15 protein-coding genes are annotated in these 17031 nt (G+C 51.1%); 7 read left to right on the top strand and 8 right to left on the bottom strand.

The window, feature by feature from the left end; genetic code table 11:
- Positions 1 to 30 precede the first annotated feature (30 nt).
- The 4 genes from DNK57_RS06215 to larE all read left to right on the top strand — a co-directional run bounded on the left by DNK57_RS06215 (position 31) and on the right by larE (position 3661).
- Positions 31 to 612 carry a site-2 protease family protein gene (locus DNK57_RS06215; RefSeq protein WP_170130271.1) on the top strand — a complete coding sequence of 194 codons (582 nt, stop codon included), beginning with the start codon at positions 31 to 33 and terminating at the stop codon, positions 610 to 612.
- A 1-nt stretch (position 613) separates the two neighbouring features.
- A complete protein-coding gene (locus tag DNK57_RS06210; RefSeq protein WP_115892054.1) occupies positions 614 to 1792 on the top strand; it encodes a YcaO-related McrA-glycine thioamidation protein in 1179 nt (392 codons plus the stop codon).
- Between the two features lie 88 nt (positions 1793 to 1880).
- Positions 1881 to 2543 (top strand): TfuA-related McrA-glycine thioamidation protein, encoded by a 663-nt coding sequence (locus DNK57_RS06205; RefSeq protein WP_192962120.1) that lies wholly within the window; start codon positions 1881 to 1883, stop codon positions 2541 to 2543.
- A gap of 44 nt (positions 2544 to 2587) precedes the next feature.
- The gene (gene larE / locus DNK57_RS06200) at positions 2588 to 3661 is read left to right on the top strand and encodes an ATP-dependent sacrificial sulfur transferase LarE (RefSeq protein ID WP_115892052.1); all 1074 of its coding nucleotides are present in this window, start codon (positions 2588 to 2590) and stop codon (positions 3659 to 3661) included.
- A gap of 84 nt (positions 3662 to 3745) precedes the next feature.
- Here the strand turns inward: larE and DNK57_RS06195 are convergent, their stop codons facing one another.
- From DNK57_RS06195 to rimI, 8 genes are all read right to left on the bottom strand, one after another.
- Positions 3746 to 4162: a hypothetical protein gene (locus DNK57_RS06195; protein ID WP_115892051.1), complete on the bottom strand. Its 417-nt coding sequence runs from the start codon at positions 4160 to 4162 to the stop codon at positions 3746 to 3748.
- The gene (locus DNK57_RS06190) at positions 4155 to 5000 is read right to left on the bottom strand and encodes a CBS domain-containing protein (RefSeq protein WP_115892050.1); all 846 of its coding nucleotides are present in this window, start codon (positions 4998 to 5000) and stop codon (positions 4155 to 4157) included. Before DNK57_RS06190 ends, DNK57_RS06195 begins: the two co-directional genes overlap by 8 nt.
- Before the next feature lie 35 nt (positions 5001 to 5035).
- A complete protein-coding gene (locus DNK57_RS06185; protein WP_115892049.1) occupies positions 5036 to 5467 on the bottom strand; it encodes a universal stress protein in 432 nt (143 codons plus the stop codon).
- A 4-nt stretch (positions 5468 to 5471) separates the two neighbouring features.
- On the bottom strand, positions 5472 to 6620 hold the full coding sequence (locus tag DNK57_RS06180) for an amidohydrolase family protein (RefSeq protein WP_226891112.1): 1149 nt from the start codon (positions 6618 to 6620) through the stop codon (positions 5472 to 5474).
- Positions 6621 to 6743: 123 nt separating this feature from the next.
- Positions 6744 to 8072 carry a PKD domain-containing protein gene (locus DNK57_RS06175; protein ID WP_226891110.1) on the bottom strand — a complete coding sequence of 443 codons (1329 nt, stop codon included), beginning with the start codon at positions 8070 to 8072 and terminating at the stop codon, positions 6744 to 6746.
- A gap of 80 nt (positions 8073 to 8152) precedes the next feature.
- Positions 8153 to 11332: a carbamoyl-phosphate synthase large subunit gene (carB, locus tag DNK57_RS06170; protein WP_192962119.1), complete on the bottom strand. Its 3180-nt coding sequence runs from the start codon at positions 11330 to 11332 to the stop codon at positions 8153 to 8155.
- Positions 11333 to 11350: 18 nt separating this feature from the next.
- On the bottom strand, positions 11351 to 12433 hold the full coding sequence (gene carA / locus DNK57_RS06165; RefSeq protein ID WP_115892045.1) for a glutamine-hydrolyzing carbamoyl-phosphate synthase small subunit: 1083 nt from the start codon (positions 12431 to 12433) through the stop codon (positions 11351 to 11353).
- A 34-nt stretch (positions 12434 to 12467) separates the two neighbouring features.
- The gene (gene rimI / locus DNK57_RS06160; protein ID WP_115892044.1) at positions 12468 to 12938 is read right to left on the bottom strand and encodes a ribosomal protein S18-alanine N-acetyltransferase; all 471 of its coding nucleotides are present in this window, start codon (positions 12936 to 12938) and stop codon (positions 12468 to 12470) included.
- A 19-nt stretch (positions 12939 to 12957) separates the two neighbouring features.
- Between rimI and DNK57_RS06155 the strand changes: the two genes are divergently transcribed.
- The 3 genes from DNK57_RS06155 to cobK all read left to right on the top strand — a co-directional run bounded on the left by DNK57_RS06155 (position 12958) and on the right by cobK (position 17011).
- Entirely contained in the window at positions 12958 to 13368 is a 411-nt protein-coding gene (locus tag DNK57_RS06155; RefSeq protein ID WP_115892043.1) for a UPF0146 family protein, read from the top strand.
- Between the two features lie 233 nt (positions 13369 to 13601).
- Positions 13602 to 16109, top strand: coding sequence for a calcium-transporting P-type ATPase, PMR1-type (locus DNK57_RS06150; protein ID WP_192962118.1), 2508 nt, complete (start codon positions 13602 to 13604; stop codon positions 16107 to 16109).
- A 134-nt stretch (positions 16110 to 16243) separates the two neighbouring features.
- Positions 16244 to 17011, top strand: a complete 768-nt coding sequence (gene cobK, locus DNK57_RS06145) for a precorrin-6A reductase (protein ID WP_264291559.1) — start codon at positions 16244 to 16246, stop codon at positions 17009 to 17011.
- Positions 17012 to 17031 lie beyond the last annotated feature (20 nt).

Here is a 17031-nt window from a genome sequence, read left to right as displayed (position 1 = left end):
TTATAAATGGTGCTCGATGTTAATATGAATATGGTTAGATTCAGCAGGGGAGAGGTCAGGGACATTCTCGTGTCCATGGTTGTAATTGCAGGCGTATTCGCCTACGTCTTCTCAGGAAAGAACATTGCGGCTGCACTGGTTCTCCTTCCAGCAACCCTTATAACGGTTGGCCTTGGATTTGTCCTCCACGAGATAGCCCATAAACTGATGGCCATAAGGTACGGTTACTGGGCAGAATACAGGTTATGGCCTGAGGGCCTTCTACTTGCACTGGTAACAGCCTACTTCGGATTTGTATTTGCAGCACCCGGGGCGGTCTACATCCATGGCAGCTACATTGAGAGGGATGTGAACGGTAAGATATCCCTTGCAGGACCCCTAACAAATATACTCCTCGCGATCATGTTCCTCATGGTATCCACGCTACTCCCATCACCCCTAAACCAGGTGGCATTCCTTGGATACGCTGTTAACAGCTTCCTGGCCCTTTTCAACCTCATACCCCTCGCAGTGCTAGATGGGGCCAAGGTTTTCAGGTGGAACCCCCTGATATGGCTTCTGGCAGCTGCGGCTGCATTTGGGCTGACCTTCAACAGCATGCTGAGTGGTTAACATGTTCCATGATATTCCCGTCAGGTACATTGGATGCACCCACAGGGCCATGAGGCCCTCCGAGACCCTGAAGGCCTTCGGAGACAGACTCTCCATGATAGGTGTCACCAGGATCACCGAGATAACACACCTTGACCGCATAGGCATACCTGTATTCTCCGCCATAAGGCCAACTGCCGAGGAGGGGGCTGTGAGCATATACGCAGGTAAGGGGGCCACCAGGACACAGGCAAGGGCCTCCGCCATGATGGAGGCCTTCGAAAGGTACTCAGCAGAAAGAAAGCCCCTGGATGAAACATTCAGGGCACACCGTGAGGACTGTGAAGGTCTTGATCCTGAGTCACTGATACTCCCCCCATCGGCTGACCTGGAATCTGAACTGGAGTGGATCAATGCCAGGACCCTGACCTCTGATGAGGAGGTCCCTGTACCCGCAAATGCTGTTTTTCACCCCTACAATCCCCCTGAAGGCTGTATGAGCCTTTTCAGGTCAAACACCAATGGACTTGCATCCGGGAATGTCATGGAGGAGGCCATATTCCATGGCTTGATGGAAGTGATTGAAAGGGATGCATGGAGCCTCTTTGAGGCGAGGAGGGGTCCTAAAGTGGAGGTTGACTGCTCAGGGGCAGATAATGATATAATAGCCGGACTCCTTGAGAAGTTCCGTGCCGCCGGGGTGGAGGTGACCCTGGTTGACCTGACAGCAGACACAGGGGTTGCGACGGTGGCAGCGGTTGCAGATGACACCGTCCTGAGGGACCCTGCACTCCTCACCATGGGCGTGGGCACCCACCTTGACCCTGAAATCGCAGTTATAAGGGCCCTTACAGAGGTCGCCCAGAGCAGGGCCACCCAGATACATGGAACCCGTGAGGACACCGTCAGGGCAGAGTTCATGAGACGTGCCGGATATGAGCGTATGAAGAGACTCAACAGGCACTGGTTCGGTGAAGCAGATGACACCATCGCCCTGGATGACATGGAGGACCTCTCAACAAGGTCATTCATGGGGGACCTTGAGATAACCCTAAAGAAACTGCGTGAAGCCGGGCTGAAGGATGTCCTCTACGTTGACCTGACACGTGATGTGGGGGTCCCGGTGGTGAGGGTCATAGTTCCCGGGCTTGAGGTCTTCTCTGTTGACCCTGAACGTGTGGGTGGTCGCATCCTGTCCTAGACTGGGGGCCTTTAAGGGAAGGCTACCACTCTGATATAACCTGATTGCATCTAAAGGATTAATTATCAGCGACGAGATACCAACACACATGCATGGTAAGAAAATAATCATCTTCACGGGACCATCCCTCTCACACCTGGAGGCCTCAGCTATCCTTGAAGCAGACTACAGGCCACCCGTGAGGAGGGGTGACATCCAGGAGGCCATGAAGGAGAACCCTGACATAATAGGGATAATAGACGGTGTTTTCCACCAGAGCCCTGCTGTTGGTCACAGGGAAATCATTGATGCCCTCCGGAAGGGTGTGAAGGTTGTTGGAGGGGCCAGCATGGGGGCCCTGAGGGCCTCAGAGCTCAGTGAACTCGGAATGGTGGGTGTTGGCCGCATCTTCACATCATACCTTGAGGGTGAAATTGAATCAGATGATGATGTTGCAGTGGCCTTCAACCCTGAAAACCTGGAGCCCCTCTCTGACTCCCTCGTAAGCATAGAATTCAACCTTAAAAGAGCCCTCAGGAGGGGTGTGATAGGTGACCCTGACTTCAGGGAACTTATGGATACCGCCAGGAAGATATTCTACCCCATCAGAAACTACAGGAGGATCCTCCATGAAGCCAGGATCCCAGATGATGTTAAGGAATCCCTGCTTTTATTCCTTGAATCAGAGGGCAGGGACCTTAAAAGGGAGGATGCCCTTGAGGTCATCCATCACATAAGGAAACTTGCATATGGATCAGAAAGCAAGGACTGAATACATGAAAAGAGAACATATATCCAAGTCATGGATCTGGTATCATGGATCTTGAATCAAAGGTTGAAAGGGTTAAGATGGCCCTCATGGGTGAGAAGGTAGCTGCTGGATTCTCAGGTGGTGCTGACAGCACAGCTCTCCTTGACATGGCTGCGGATGTTGCTGATACTGTTGTCGCATTCACCGTGGATACGGGTGCGATGCCCAGGGGCTTCATTGAGGGGGCTTCATCTATAGCCAGGGATATTGGCGTTGAACATGTGGTGCTTAAGATGAACCTCCTTGATAACCCTGAATTTACGAAAAACGCTGCTAACCGGTGCTTTGTATGTAAGAAAATTATGTACAGTTCCATAATCAGTGAAGCCCGTAAGCGCGGCCTTGATGTGGTTGTAGACGGCACAACTGCAAGTGACATGTTCGAGGACCGTCCCGGGGTCCTTGTGAATCGCATGTTTGGAATAAAAACACCGCTACTCGACGCCGGGATGAAGAGGAGTGACGTGATTGAATACCTCAGATCCAGGGGGCTTGAATATCTGGATGAGACCACCTGCCTCGCAACTAGGATCCGGACCGGCGAGGAAATCACTCCCGAGATTATAAACAGGGTTTCCTATGCTGAAAGCCTCATCAGGGGCTTATATGGTGATGGGAGGATCCGTGTCCGCCACGAAGGAGGATCCGCCATAATAGAGGTTGATGAGCCAGAGAGGCTCCTGGAGGCAGCCATAATCAGGCACCTTGATGATGAGCTGAGGGCCGTTGGATTCAGCAGGGTCCTTCTTGACCTTACAGGACCTAGAAAGACCCCTGATGATGCCATGATCTACAGGCCCTGCCGTGATGCCGAATCGAGGATAATGTTTGAGGTTAAACTGCCCTACAGCATTGATATTGCAGGGACCTGCAGGGAACTCCTGGATAAGGAGCCCAGGTGTTCAGAGAAGATGGGGGTCATAATGCTGGAGGTTGGTGATGGGAACCTCACCATCTTCAGGAACGGGAAGATAGTTGCAAGGAGGGTCACAGACAGGGAGGAAGCAGAGGATCTCCTCCTTGAGGTGCTCCCCCACATAGTAAGGGGCATGTCAGTTAATGAAACTGTAAGTGAGTAAGTTCACGTGCCAGTCTTAAACTCTGAACTAAAGAACCTCACACCAAAAGGAATAATCTAAATCCAAAAAAAATAAACCCCTGAACTAAAGAACCCTCCTCACATTCTCATCAACCCTTCTCCTGAAGGATGTCATCCTCCTGAGGAGGCCCCTTGAGTCCGGGCCCCTCAAAATCAGGTCCTCCCCAATACTGAACTGGACACCGTCAGCGCTTATCTCATTAAAGACCAACTCAACCTCATTAGACTCGTCAGGGATGTCATTGGTCCTCACATTGTAGTCAAGAAGTAGTTCATCATGTTCAAGGACATCTGAAACAGCAGACTTAAGTGTCATCTCCAGTACATCCAGGAAGGTTTCAATGACCGGGAGGCCGTTCCACCAGCAGTACCCGAGGAGCATCTTGAGCTGTATATCCCTTATTGAGACCTCAGCATGGTTCTTAACAGCAACCGTGAGAAGCCCCCTTGAGGTTCTCAGTGTTATCCTCTGGTCAGTCATTTCCATCAATGAGAGCATTTATAAGGTCATTGGCCCTTGCAAGCCCAACGAGGTCTCCTTCATAGTCGATGATGGGTATCTGCTCAATCTTCCTCCTCTTCATCTTCTCTGCGCAGGAAGTTACAGTTGTTGATGTGGTTGCAGTCACAATATCAGTTGTGGCAACATCCCTGACCTCCTTGTCAGGGAATTTCAGCTGATTCTTTATAACATATAGGACGTTCTTGCTGTCCCATGACCACCTGTCACCCTCTGTACCCACCGAGGTGTTGTGGACCGTGCTCTCTGAGACCACCTCACTCTCATTTATGAAGTCTGTCTCTGTGAGGACACCTGAAAGTTTTCCGCTGTTATTGAGGGCAAGGAGCACCTTTAACCTGAAGTACCTCATTATCTCGAAGGCCACATTGAGTGGCGTCCTGTCCCATGTTGTGGGGATGTTGCGTGTCATGTAATTCTCAACAGGTTCATCGATGTCCATCTCAGCGATGGCCCCTGCAACAAGGTCATAGCTTGTCACTATACCAACAAGCCTGTCCCCCTCCACAACAGGGACCCTGCGGATGTTGTTCTCCAGCATCCTCTCTGCGGCCACCCTGACGTCATCATCAGGGGATACTGTGACCGGGTTTCTTGTCATTATGAGGGCTATCTGCTCCTCGTCAGGGTTTTCAACAAGATCAGATCTCGTTATTATACCTACAAGTTCTTCTGTCCCCTTCTTAACTACAGGAAGCCCTGAAACATTTTTCTTTCTCATGAGTTCAAGGGCTGTTGCCCTGTTCCCCGGAACAGTAACATAGTGTATGTTCTCTGACATTATCTCCTTTACAAGCATGACAAACACCAGAAGTAATCAATAAAAAAAATTTTTCAGTGAACCACCAGGACCGGGCAGCCTGCGGATCTTACAACTTTCTCGGCCACACTTCCCAGGAGGAACCTGTCAAGGCCGTGTTTGCCTGATGTGCCCATCACCACAAGGTCCACACCCTCCTTCTCCACTGTCCTGAGTATGGCCTCTGCAGGTGAACCCTCATCGGTCCTCAGTGTCAATTTTATATCCGCCCCTGACTCCTCAACGAGCTTTTTAACGGCCTCCAGGGACCTTGAGGCCTCCTCCTCAAGCATCTCCCTCAGTCTTATTATGAGGTCGTCTGCTGGTAGACCCACCAGTGAAGATGTCTCCATAACAGTTAAAGCGATTATTTCAGCTCCACTTTCCCTGGCAATCCATATTGCATGTTCAGCCGCCTTGTTGGCATGTTTTGAGCCGTCGGTCGGGAGCAGGATTTTACTGTACATAGCCTCACCTCTTAACTGGTTTACCTTTTATTATTAAGTATATTATATTTTTCGATTCGGTCCGGTTTATGATTGAAAGGCAGGGATCCTCTGACATCTTCTCAACAAGGATAAGGTCCGCGGGGAAGCCCTCCTCAATTACCCCTGTGCCTGTGAAATCTGATGTGTTGGATGTGGCCATCCTCAGCACCTCCCGCGGGGGGAAGTAGCTGCGTGTGCATCCCCTTGTGACCTTGAGTGTGTATTCCATCTCACGCAGCATGTCAGGGGAGTTGAACATTAGGTTGTCTGTGCCAAGGAGGAGGTTGATGCCCATCTCATGCAGCCTCCTGATGGGGGGTATCCCCGATGAGAGCGCCCCGTTGGACCTTGGGCAGAGTACAACAGACGCCCCGCTCTCCTTCACAAGTTCAAGGTCTCCCCTGACAGGGTTTGTGAGGTGTACAAGGAGTTTGAATCCTGCGTTGATGGCCCTTTCAACCTCACTCATACCTGTATCCTCAATGGATCTTCTCTGTGACTCAATGTGCTCTGCAACGTGTATGGATGCTATCTTTCCTGCCCTTTCACATTCCTCAACGATTATTGATGCCGCTTCATCGGTTATCTCACCCATACCACTGGGGGCGAATCCATCTGAAACCCTGAGGACCCGCCTGACCTGACGGCGGATTTCAGCAGGGGACGCCCCCTCATCAAAGACCACGGGATCCCTTCCAAGTACAATCCCTGAGATGGGGAGGTCAGCGAGGGCCTCCCTGAGGAGTTCAACCCCCCCGGTACCACCTTCCCGGTAGTCAATGAATGACCCTGTCCCGTGTGTTATCATGTCCCTGGCCGTTCTTCTCATTGACTCCACGAGCACCCCTGGAGATGAAGATTCCAGTATCCTGTGCTTAAGGCCATGGGGGGGTCTAACTATATCCTCGAGTGGCATTCCATCACCCACATCAAGGGCGACTGAGTCACCAATGTGGACGTGTGAATTTACGAGTGCCGGGCAGACGATGAGATCTGAGGCATCTATTCTGTCGCCTGAGGTGACAGTTTCATCTGTTATCTCCTTTATTATGCCATCCTCAATCACCAGGTTCATCCGCTGGGGTGCAAGTTCCGGGCCCCTCAGGATGGTTCCATTTTCAACCACAAGCATGTTCATTATATAAGTTCAGGATCTTCTTTAATGCTTTCTGGACCAACATGGTTCTCGAGAAACAGGGCAAGAAAAAAGCAGGAAACCTCAGCTTAAGCAAAAAAAGAAAAGAGAGTAAAAAGATTAAAACTTCCTCAGATTGTTTGTTTCAGACTTCTCAGCGACCCTGTTGTAGTAGTCCACCTTAACCGTGCCCCTGTAGTACTTGTAGTATATCTTAAGTGTGGTGCTTGCACCCGGGTTGAGGGTCCCGGTGTAAACCTGTCTGTAGTTCTTTGTTGAGTAGCTGCCATACCAGACCCTTGTGTAGAAGTTCCTGGCAGCGACTGTGCCCTGATTCCTGATGTATATGTACAGTGTGCTACCTGACTTTCTGATCCCTGTGACCACAAGGTCCGGTTTCGGGTTTCCAACGGTTAATGTCTTCTTTTTAACTGATATGAGGCCATGGGGGTCTGTAGCTGTTAATGAGACCGTGTAGTAGCCCTCGGATGAGTAGGTGTGTGTCACATCAGGACCAGTGGCGGTTGAACCATCACCAAAGTTCCATTTAAGTGTCAGTTCGTCCCCATCAGGGTCATATGAGGTTGAAGTGAATGCAAATGTTCTGATTGATGTTGAGCCACAGTAGGCGTAGGTGAAGTCAGCCACAGGTTTGCTTCCTGTGAAGCTGGGCCTGTTCTTTGTTATGTACCATTCCTCTGCAGCTGCATCATCGTAGGGTGTTGTCTCGTTTACCCTTGGGAATGTTCCGTTCCAGTCCCCGACGAAGGCTGCGTATCCATGATCGTTGCGCCATATCAGTGTTCCATTGCATTCCGTGCTCTGATTTATAACCTCGTAGTTCTGCTGGTTGGCCTCATAGAAGTTCCTGGCGCCATTGAGGAAGTCATAAATTATCTCGGCGCCATCCCATGCAGTTGCATAGTAGTTGGCCCCTGCCCCTGTGAACATCCTTGCAAAATTGTACACCGTTTCCACAGGGTTTTTAACCTCATACTCCTCAACCCACCCGGTTGAGAAGCATGCGTGGAGTAGAATTGCGGGTATGCCCTCCTTGAAGGGGGCATAGAATGTGGTGCCGTTCACCATCATCATGTCACCGGCACCCCATATGTGCCCATCCCTTGCAACAAGGCTGAATGGGGGAGTGGCGTTGCCTCCACGGCCATCATAGTGACCCGCCATGTAGCCGCCGTGTCCAGCGTAGATCACTGCATCTGCCCCGTACATGCCTTTGAGTATGTTCTTGACAGTTGCATTGCTCCTGTAGAGTTCAAGGACCTGGTAGCCCCTATTTTTGAGGGTCGTTGCAACCTTCTTTGCCTCATCATACATGTCAGGGCTGTCGGAGAGGCTATCTGCTATTATGAGTATGTGGGCCTCTGCCACTGGAAGTGTGATGACTGATGCAATGATGAGTGCTGCGAGCATGAATCCTGGTATCTTCATCATTCTCACCAGTCAAACCCTATGGATTCACCTAAACTTAAATATATTAATGGGTCTTGGTGCCATGGTTCACATAGCAGTCAGTTTCCATGGTATTCGTCAAGGGCCTTCACTGTTATTTTCCCCATGCGGACTGCTTCAATGGCATTCAGGGCGGCCCTGGCCCCGGCGAGTGTCGTGACGTAGGGTATTCCCAGTTCAACCGCCATCCTCCTTATGAGGTAGCCGTCATCGGCTGACTGCTTCCCTGATGGTGTATTTATTATGAGACCAACTTCACCGTTGAGGATGGCGTCCCTGATGTTTGGTGACCCCTGGCTCACCTTCCTCACAACCTCTATATCTGCTATGTCACTGACTGCCCTGGCCGTTCCCCTGGTTGCCATGATCCTGAAGCCAAGTTCATCGGCCTTTTTAACGATATCTGCTATCTTATCCTTGTCCTGGTCTCTGACACTTATGAAGACCTTCCCCTCGTTGAGGAGGTCCATGCTGGCTGAGAGCTGGGACTTGTAGTAGGCTATCCCAAAGTTCTCATCTATTCCCATGGCCTCACCCGTTGATTTCATCTCAGGGCCCAGGACAGAATCTGCTCCGGGGAGCTTTATGAATGGGAATACAGACTCCTTCACAGCCACATGTTCCACATCCTTCTCCTCTGTGAGGCCAAGGTCCCTTAGCTTCGCACCCATCATGAGCCTTGCAGCAATCTTGGCGAGGGGGACCCCTGTGGCCTTGCTGACGAAGGGCACTGTACGGCTTGCCCTCGGGTTTGCCTCGAGTATGTAGACCGAAGGATCTGAGTCTGGCTTGACAGCGTACTGTATGTTTATGAGACCCACCACCTCGAGTTCGAGGGCCAGTTTCCTCGTGTAATCCTTTATGGTATCAATTATGTCCACAGGGATGCTCTGTGGTGGTATAACGCAGGCTGAGTCTCCTGAATGAACTCCTGCCTCCTCTATATGCTCCATTATACCCCCTATGTAGACGTCGGTGCCGTCGCAGAGTGCATCCACGTCCACTTCTATGGCATCCTCCAGGAACTTATCCACCAGTATGGGGTGTTCGGGGGATACCCGGACTGCCTCCCTCATGTACTCCTCAAGTTCCTCATCATCATAGACTATCTCCATTGCCCTTCCACCCAGGACATAGGAGGGCCTTACGAGTACAGGGTAGCCTATGCGTTCGGCCACGGCCCTTGCATCCTCAAAGGACTTGGCGATTCCATAGGGTGCCTGGGGTATTCCAAGTTTGTTTAAGACCTCTGTGAACCTTTCACGGTCCTCGACCCGATCTATGCTCTCATGGGGTGTTCCAAGTATCCTCACACCAGCCTCAGCCAGGGGGACCGCCAGGTTTATGGATGTCTGACCGCCGAACTGGACAACAACACCCTCAGGTTTCTCCTTCTCTATGATGGCCAGGACGTCCTCGAGGGTTAGGGGCTCAAAGTAGAGCTTATCTGAGATGTCATAGTCTGTACTCACCGTTTCCGGGTTGTTGTTCACCATTATGGTCTCATATCCATCCTCACTGAGGGCCATGGCAGCGTGCACACAGCAGTAATCGAACTCTATTCCCTGGCCTATCCTTATGGGCCCTGAACCTATGATGAGGACCTTCCTGCGGTCTGATACCTCCACCTCATCTTCAAGGTCATAGCAGCCATAGTAGTAGGGTGTCCTGGCCTCAAACTCCGCTGCACATGTATCAACCATCTTGTAGACCGGTTTTATGTTATGTTCAAGCCTCAGGGCCCTGATACCTGATTCATCCATGCCTGTGATGGATGCCAGTCTGGAATCTGAAAAGCCCATCCTCTTGGCCCTGAGGAGTATACGGGGGTCCTCCAGGGCTTCCCTGGTGAGGGATGATTCAAATTCAGCTATGTTCCTTATCTTCTGCAGGAAGAAGGGGTCTATCCTGGTTAGCCCATGTATCTCCTCTATGCTCATACCATCCCTGAGGGCAGTGTAGACCTGGAAGAGCCTCTGGTCCGTTGGATTTTCAAGGTCCGCCCGGGTGTATGGTGTCTCAGTGAATCCGTCTGCACCGATGTCCAGGGACCTTATGGCCTTGTTGAGGGACTCCTCAAGGGTTCTCCCTATGGCCATGACCTCCCCCGTGGACTTCATCTGAACCCCTATCTCTCTGCTTATTCCCTTGAACTTGTCAAATGGCCAGCGGGGGATCTTTGTGACCACGTAATCGATTGTGGGCTCGAATGATGCTGGTGTCTCCTTTGTGATGTCGTTCTGTATCTCATCGAGGGTCATTCCAACAGCGATCTTGGCTGCGATCTTGGCTATTGGGTAACCCGTGGCCTTTGATGCCAGTGCACTGCTCCTGCTTACCCTTGGGTTCACCTCTATGACCTTGTACTCCCCTGTCTCCGGGTGGACAGCGAACTGTATGTTGCAGCCACCCTCTATCTTGAGGGCCCTTATGATCTTTATGGCCGCATCCCTTAGCCTCTGGTTGTCCTCATCGCTGAGGGTCTGGGCAGGTGCAACCACCACGCTTTCACCTGTGTGTATACCCATGGGGTCGATGTTCTCCATGTTACAGACGATTATGCAGGTGTCATTGCGGTCCCTCATAACCTCATACTCAAATTCCTTCCACCCAAGCACTGACTGATCAATGAGAACCTGGTTGATGAAGCTCATCTCAAGGCCCCGGGTTGATATCTCGATGAGTTCATCCCTGTTGTGGGCCACCCCCCCACCTGTGCCCCCCAGGGTGAAGGCGGGCCTCACTATCACAGGATAGCCTATCTCCTCGACCGCCTCAAGGGCCTCTTCAACTGAACTGACGGCCCTGGCTGCAGGTACCGGTTCGTTGAGCTTCTTCATGAAGCTGTCAAAGAGGTCACGGTCCTCCACCCTCCTTATGGTCTCAATGGATGAACCTATGACCCGGACCCCCTCAAGTGCTCCCATCTCTGCAAGACCTGTTGCAACGTTGAGTCCTGTCTGACCCCCCATTGTTGGGAGTACTGCGTCAGGTTTCTCCTTCTCGATTATCCTTGCAACTATCTCGGGTGTGAGGGGTTCTACGTAGACCCTGTCGGCCATGTCCATGTCTGTCTGTATGGTTGCAGGGTTGGAGTTAACAAGTACAGTCTCTATACCCTCCTCCCGGAGTGATTTGCATGCCTGAGAGCCAGAGTAGTCAAATTCTGCTGCCTGCCCTATCTGTATAGGGCCAGACCCTATGATAAGTACCTTATTGATGCTTTCATCCCGCGGCATTTTATCCCCATTCCTCTCTTAATATTCCCTTAAAACATCCAAAAAGCGATCAAACATGTTCACTGTGTCGTGTGGCCCTGGACCCGCCTCAGGGTGATACTGGACACTGAATACAGGGAGTTCCCTGTGCTCTATACCCTCAGGTGTTCCGTCGTTTAGGTTCAGCTGTGTTATCTCTATGTCAGTGCCCCTCACTGAATCAGGGTCAACCGTGAAGCCATGGTTCTGGGAGGTTATTGAAACCGTCCCGCTCTTCAGGTCCTTCACAGGCTGGTTTATGCCCCTGTGACCGAACTTCATCTTGTATATGCGGGCCCCGAAGGCCAGTGAGATTATCTGCTGTCCGAGGCATATACCGAATATGGGTAGGCGTTCTGACAGCGTTTTAACCGTGTCTATGGCATCCCTCACCCTTGTGGGGTCCCCTGGTCCGCTTGATATGAGGAGACCGTCGGGCTCGTAATCCATTATCTCGGCTGGTGATGTATTGTAGGGTACCACCACAACCCCCAGATCCCTCTCAAGGAGGGCGTCTATGCTGTTCCTCTTGATTCCGCAGTCAACTATCACAACCCTCCTTGAGGCATCCTCATTCATGATGACCGGTTCCCTTACGCACACCATGTCCACAAGGTCTATTTCGGTTATATCTGGCTGTTTCACCGCCATTTCAAGCAGTTCATCGTCATCAATCTCCTCGGTTGCCAGGGCCCCCTTCATTGCACCCCTCTCCCTTATCTTTATTGTCAGGGCGCGTGTATCCACTCCAGCTATTCCAGGGATTTCATATTCCTCCAGGAACTCGGGGAGGGTCTTCTCTGAGAGGCTGTGTGAGGGTGCAGGGCACATTTCCCTGACGATGAGGCCCTCGGCCTTTATCCCATCTGACTGGTACCACTCCTTGGAGACGCCATAGTTACCCTGCAGTGGATAGGTTGGCATCAGTATCTGCCCCTTGTATGATGGATCTGTGAGTGACTCAACATATCCAGTCATCCCGGTTGCAAAGACGACTTCTCCGGTTTTCACTGTCTCAGATCCGAATGCTTCTCCTCTGATTATGGTACCATCTTCCAAGGCGAGTTTCGCTTCTTTAAACATTTCACCACCATGATCCTGATTTCCTTTGATTAGATTAGAATGGCCGATATTCCTTGCCATGGAGCGAATCAGTCTGGAGATCCATCCTCATGACCACAGCATCCTCTCCATCCTCATAATAGTTCTCTATTATCTTTTCCTCACTGAAGCCAAGGGCCCGGTAGAATTTTATGGCCCCCGTATTTCTTGCCCTTACCTCCAGTTTAATATTTTTAATGTGAAATTTTTCAAATATACTTATGGCTGCCATGACCAGTGCCGCCCCAACACCCCTCCTGCGGTAATCTTTATCAACTGCAAGTGAGATAATATGACCCTCATCCTCAAAACGGATCCAGAATATTATGAATCCAACGACCCTCCCATCCACCTGGGCCACGAGGAAGCCTGCTCCAAGGTTGTAGATATCCCTGAGGAGGTGGGCAGGGTATGGGTCCGTGAAGGAGTCCCTTTCAATCTTAAGAACCGTCTTAAGGTCCTGTGGTCTGAACTCTCTTATTATCATCTCTATCTCCGTGGTATCAATGTGGAAGGATCTTGCAGTTTACATAATCAGGTGCTCAGGGCCGGGAACCCGGGTTGTTGAGGTCGGTGCAGGCAGGTTCCTCTATGTTTCAGATTACATCAGGAAACATTCAAAAGTTGATCTGGTTCTTACAGATATTAAACCTTCCCATGGGGGAATTGTATGTGATGATATCACGTCCCCAAGGATGGATCTATACAGGGGGGCCTCAGTAATATACTCCATAAGACCACCTGGAGAGATCCACAGCCCCCTCATGAGGGTCGCCAATGCCGTGGGTGCCCGGCTAATAATCAAACCCCTCACAGGGGAGGATATTGTAACTGAAAGGAAGATGAAGCTTGTGAACTATGGCAGGACCTACTTCTATGAATACCTGCCTCAAGCCACAGCCGATAGATCCCCATGAATGGCTATGAATACCTGCCTCAAGCCACAGCCGATAGATCCCCATGAATGGGAGGATAGGTACCCTGAAATACCTGAGTTAGTTCTGAGCACCTATATTTTATTTATTTACTGAGATGGATATGATAATGTTACTGAAGCAGCATTGAACAGATATAAGAACAACGTTCAAAAATGACTGGACTTAAACAGAAAATGAACTTATCAATGAAGGGTTAATTAAAGATTAAAGACGTGTTCAAAATGAGATGGGCTGATATGAGTGTTGATGAAGTTTTAAAGGAACTTAAAACGTCCAGAAATGGTTTAAGCCGAGAAGAGGCATTGAGGAGGCTTGAAGAGTACGGTAGGAACGAGCTTGTTGAGGAGAAAAAGGCAGGTCCACTGAAGCTCTTCCTCAGCCAGTTCATGGACATACTCATAATACTCCTCATTGTGGCTGCAGCTGCATCCTACTTTGTGGGTGACGTCCTTGACTCCGCAGTTATCCTCTTTGTTGTGGTTGTGAACGCCACCGTTGGTTTCATTCAGGAGTACCGTGCAGAGCGTGCCATGGAAAAACTCAAGGGTCTGGTATCGACAGAGGCTGTGGTCGTAAGGGATGGTGAGACCATGAGGATCCCTGCCTCTGAGCTCACACCAGGCGACATAGTGATCATAGAGGAGGGAGACAATGTACCTGCCGACCTCAGGCTGATAGAAACCTATGATCTCCGGATAGACGAATCAGCCCTAACCGGCGAATCAATACCCGTCCGTAAGACCCATGAAAACCCTGAAGATAAGAGGGATGTTATTGCATTCATGGACTCCCACGTTGTCTCAGGAAGAGGTAAGGGGGCTGTGATAGCCACAGGCATGGAGACATCAATGGGTAAAATAGCCAGGATGATACAGGCGGATGAGGGCAAAACACCCCTCCAGGAGAAGATAATCTCCCTCGGGAAGAGCCTAGGCCTCATAGCTGTGTTAGTATGTGCCCTGGTGTTTGCAATACAGTTCCTCCGCGGGCTGCCACTTGTGGACACCTTCATGACAGCAGTCTCCCTTGCAGTCGCATCTGTACCTGAGGGGCTGCCGGCAATACTCACACTGACCCTTGCCCTTGGAATGCAGAGGATGGCCAAAAGCAACGCCATAGTGAGGAGGCTCCTTGCAGTTGAGACCCTCGGGTCATGCTCGGTGATCTGCACAGACAAGACAGGTACACTCACCCACAACCGGATGACCGTGAGGGAATCAGAGCTCACATCCCCTGAAATGGCCCTCAAGGTATGCGCCCTCTGTAACAACGCCACGGTATCAGATGGGGCGGTGATCGGGGACCCCACGGATGCCGCCATACTTAGCTTCGCGGCTGAGAAGGGTTACCTGCGGGATGAACTCGAAAGGAAGTACCCCCGGCTGGCAGAGATACCCCTTGACAGTACAAGGAAAAGGATGAGCACCATAAACCAGCTGGAGGATGGGCGCTACCTCCTGGTGAAGGGCGCCCCCGAGATAATACTAAGAATGTGCCGTTACATCGACAGCGGGGAAGGTGTTGAGGAACTTACCGATGAAGAAGTGGAAAGGTGGCTCTCCCGCCTCAATGATATGACCTCAAGGGCCCTGAGGGTGCTTGCACTGGCATACAGGAAACTCCCTGATGGGGATGATGAGGAGAAGGACCTTGTTTTCGTCGGCCTTGTTGGTATGATGGATCCGCCCAGAAAGGAGGCCGCAGAGGCCATAGAAACATGTAAGAGAGCTGGTATAAAGGTTGTTATGATTACAGGGGACCACAGGGATACCGCTGTCGCCATAGCACGTGAACTGGGACTCATGGATAACGGTATGGCCCTCACAGGGAGGGAGCTTGATGAGATCAGTGACGAGGAGTTCAATGAAATCGTTGAGGATGTCAGGGTCTATGCACGTGTTTTCCCTGAGCAGAAGGTCAGAATAGTTGAGGCCCTCCAGGGCAGGGGCCACGTTGTTGCAATGACCGGTGATGGGGTTAACGACGCCCCGGCCCTCAAGAAGGCCGCCATAGGTGTGGCTATGGGTAGCGGTACAGATGTTGCCAGGGAATCATCCGACATGGTCCTTCAGGATGATAACTTCGCAACCATCGTCAGGGCTGTTAAGGAGGGCAGGACGATATTTGATAACATAAGACGTTTTGTTAAGTTTCAGCTCTCAACAAACGTTGGAGCCATCCTGACAATTGTATCAGCCTCCCTCATCAACCTCCCTGTCCCCTTCAACCCCATACAGATACTCTGGATCAACATAATAATGGATGGACCCCCTGCACAGTCCCTGGGTGTTGAGCCCCCAGAGTCAGATATAATGCTCCGAAAACCTGAACGTGAGGAGATACTCCCAAGGAGGAACCTCCTCAGGATAATCCTCGCAGGTGCTGTGATGGCTGCCGGTACACTGGGGCTCTACATGTACATGCTATCATCAGGGGCGGGTATTGAGAGGGCCATGACTGTTGCCTTCACGGTATTCGTCATATTCCAGATATTCAACGTGTTCAACTGCAAGTCACGGACTGGCCTGTCAAACAGGGCCCTCATACTTGCCGTTGTGGCATCACTGCTGCTGCAGATCCTTGTGATCTACATCGCACCCCTTGAGGGGATATTCAGGACCGTGCCGCTATCAGCGGGTGACTGGGTACTCATAGTCCTTGTGGCATCACTGATACTCATCCTTGAGGCCATACTGAGATTCGTCGATGGAAGAAAATGAATTCAGAGACAGAGGAATCAATGAGAAAAACACCAAAGACACCACCCACGGAGAAAAAAATCATGCAAAATCCCGGAACACGCAAAAACACCAAAGACACCACCCCAGGAAAAAAAACCCTGTCTGTCCTCGTTATGGCGGGAACCCGGGACGCCAGGAGGATAATATCCTGGCTCTCAGGGATCCCAGGGGTTGAGGTGACAGCGACCACGACAACAGATCATGGAGCTGAACTTGCAGAGAAGGCAGGGGCCTCAAGGACAGTTACAGGGCCCCTTGACAGTGAAGGGCTCAGTGAACTCATACTTAAAACTGGTGCACGTCTTCTGATTGACGCCACCCACCCCTTTGCAGTCCAGGCCACAGGGAATGCCCTCATGGCCTGCAGGGACACTGAAACCTTCTATGTGAGGTTCGAGAGGCCCGAGGTTAACCCTGAGGGAGTTATAAGGGTTAAATCATTCATGGAGGCCGGTGACGTGGCTTCGTCCCTGCTGGGGGATGATGAGCTGGTGATGCACCTTGCAGGTGTATCAACCCTGGGAGATGTCCTCAGATCCCTTGAACCCGAAAGGGTCGCTGTCCGTGTACTCCCATCCACATCATCCATTGAGAAATGCCTCCAGCTGGGTGTCCCTGCCAGCCAGATAATAGCAATGCAGGGGAGGTTCTCGGCTGAAATGAACCTTGCCCTCCTGCGAGAATACCGTGCAGGTGCCGTTATAACAAAGGAGAGTGGTGAGACAGGGGGACTCCCTGAGAAGGTTGAAGCTGCATCTGAACTCGGCATACCCCTTATACTCGTGGAGAGGCCCAGGGTGAACCTTGATGGAGAGGCTGTCTTCAGTGACATGAGCAGCCTCAGGGAGCATGTTCTGAAGATTCTCAGGGATATTAGGTGAGCCAGTGATTGCACTGGAAA

It is taken from the genome of Methanothermobacter thermautotrophicus (assembly GCF_014889545.1).
Classification (GTDB): Archaea; Methanobacteriota; Methanobacteria; order Methanobacteriales; family Methanothermobacteraceae; genus Methanothermobacter; species Methanothermobacter thermautotrophicus_A.
Note: the sequence above shows the minus strand (reverse complement) of the source record. Positions and strands in the feature narration are given on the sequence as shown.

What these genes read in the sequence shown, in the direction of transcription:
- larE (WP_115892052.1), top strand. Translation starts at nt 2,588, where the DNA reads ATGGATCTTGAATCAAAGGTTGAAAGGGTTAAGATGGCCCTCATGGGT.
- DNK57_RS06180 (WP_226891112.1), bottom strand. Translation starts at nt 6,620, where the DNA reads ATGCTTGTGGTTGAAAATGGAACCATCCTGAGGGGCCCGGAACTTGCA.
- DNK57_RS06175 (WP_226891110.1), bottom strand. Translation starts at nt 8,072, where the DNA reads ATGAAGATACCAGGATTCATGCTCGCAGCACTCATCATTGCATCAGTC.
- DNK57_RS06185 (WP_115892049.1), bottom strand. Translation starts at nt 5,467, where the DNA reads ATGTACAGTAAAATCCTGCTCCCGACCGACGGCTCAAAACATGCCAAC.
- DNK57_RS06155 (WP_115892043.1), top strand. Translation starts at nt 12,958, where the DNA reads ATGTGGAAGGATCTTGCAGTTTACATAATCAGGTGCTCAGGGCCGGGA.
- DNK57_RS06210 (WP_115892054.1), top strand. Translation starts at nt 614, where the DNA reads ATGTTCCATGATATTCCCGTCAGGTACATTGGATGCACCCACAGGGCC.
- cobK (WP_264291559.1), top strand. Translation starts at nt 16,244, where the DNA reads ATGGCGGGAACCCGGGACGCCAGGAGGATAATATCCTGGCTCTCAGGG.
- carB (WP_192962119.1), bottom strand. Translation starts at nt 11,332, where the DNA reads ATGCCGCGGGATGAAAGCATCAATAAGGTACTTATCATAGGGTCTGGC.
- DNK57_RS06205 (WP_192962120.1), top strand. Translation starts at nt 1,881, where the DNA reads ATGCATGGTAAGAAAATAATCATCTTCACGGGACCATCCCTCTCACAC.
- rimI (WP_115892044.1), bottom strand. Translation starts at nt 12,938, where the DNA reads ATGATAATAAGAGAGTTCAGACCACAGGACCTTAAGACGGTTCTTAAG.
- DNK57_RS06195 (WP_115892051.1), bottom strand. Translation starts at nt 4,162, where the DNA reads ATGACTGACCAGAGGATAACACTGAGAACCTCAAGGGGGCTTCTCACG.
- carA (WP_115892045.1), bottom strand. Translation starts at nt 12,433, where the DNA reads ATGTTTAAAGAAGCGAAACTCGCCTTGGAAGATGGTACCATAATCAGA.
- DNK57_RS06190 (WP_115892050.1), bottom strand. Translation starts at nt 5,000, where the DNA reads ATGCTTGTAAAGGAGATAATGTCAGAGAACATACACTATGTTACTGTT.
- DNK57_RS06215 (WP_170130271.1), top strand. Translation starts at nt 31, where the DNA reads ATGGTTAGATTCAGCAGGGGAGAGGTCAGGGACATTCTCGTGTCCATG.